This is a genomic window from Kineococcus glutinatus (genome assembly GCF_039542765.1).
Lineage (GTDB): Bacteria > Actinomycetota > Actinomycetes > Actinomycetales > Kineococcaceae > Kineococcus_A > Kineococcus_A glutinatus.
On sequence record NZ_BAABIL010000458.1, the window covers coordinates 1 to 927 of the forward strand.

Sequence of the window (927 nt, forward strand, 5' to 3'; positions counted from 1 at the left end):
GTCACGAACACCTCACCGCCCCGCCGCGACCGCGCGCCGGCGCAGGGCGGGCCGGCGGGTGGCGCCGCGACGGCGGTCACGCCCGGCGGCCAGCACGAGCAGCCCCCCCAGGGCGCACAGCGCCAGCTCCACCGCCTGCCCGTGGCGCACCGCGAACGTCAGCTGCGAGCGCAGCGGCAGCTGCCCGTTCAGCACCGCGGAGGTGAACAGCCCGGTGCGCTGGTGGGCCACCCCGTCGGGGGTGATGAACGCGCTGACCCCCACGGTGGAGATCTGCACGACGCTGCGGCCGGTCTCCACCGCCCGCAGCCGCGACATCGCCAGCTGCTGCACCGCCTCGTGGGAGTAGCCGAAGGTCGCGTTGTTCGTCTGCACCACCAGCATGTCCGCGCCGGCCAGGACCGCCTCGCGGGGCAGGTCGTCGAAGAGGACCTCGAAGCAGATGATGTCGCCGACCTTCGCGCCGCCCATGCTCATCACACCGGTGCTGGTGCCGGGCACGAAGTCGCGCGAGACCAGGTCGACCTTGTCGGTGAACAACCGGAAGAACGAGCGGTAGGGCATGTACTCCCCGAAGGGCGCCGGGCGCTGCTTGGCGTAGCGCTGACCCGGGCCGGTGCCCGGGCTCCACACGATCCCGGCGTTGGTCAGCCCCTCGCCGGGCCCCTGCAGCACCGCCCCGACGAGGGTGGGTGCGCCCACGGCGTCGACGGCCCCGGAGATGACGCGCGCGGCGTCGGCGTTGAGCAGCGGGTCGATGTCGCTGGCGTTCTCCGGCCACAGCACGAGGTCCGGCTGCGGGACGCGCCCGGCGCGCACGTCGGCCGCCAGCTGCGCGGTGGCGCGGGCGTGGTTGTCCAGCACCGCGCGCCGCTCGGCGTTGAAGTCCAGGCCGTCGGTGGGGGTGTTGCCCTGCACGGCGGCCAC

Annotated in this window: 1 protein-coding gene; it reads right to left on the bottom strand. The window is 74.4% G+C overall.

The genetic code is table 11. The annotated features are described in order from the left end of the window. Nucleotides 1–12: 12 nt before the first annotated feature. On the bottom strand, nt 13–927 hold a 915-nt coding region (gene lnt / locus ABEB16_RS15975), incomplete at its 5' end, for an apolipoprotein N-acyltransferase (protein WP_345713216.1).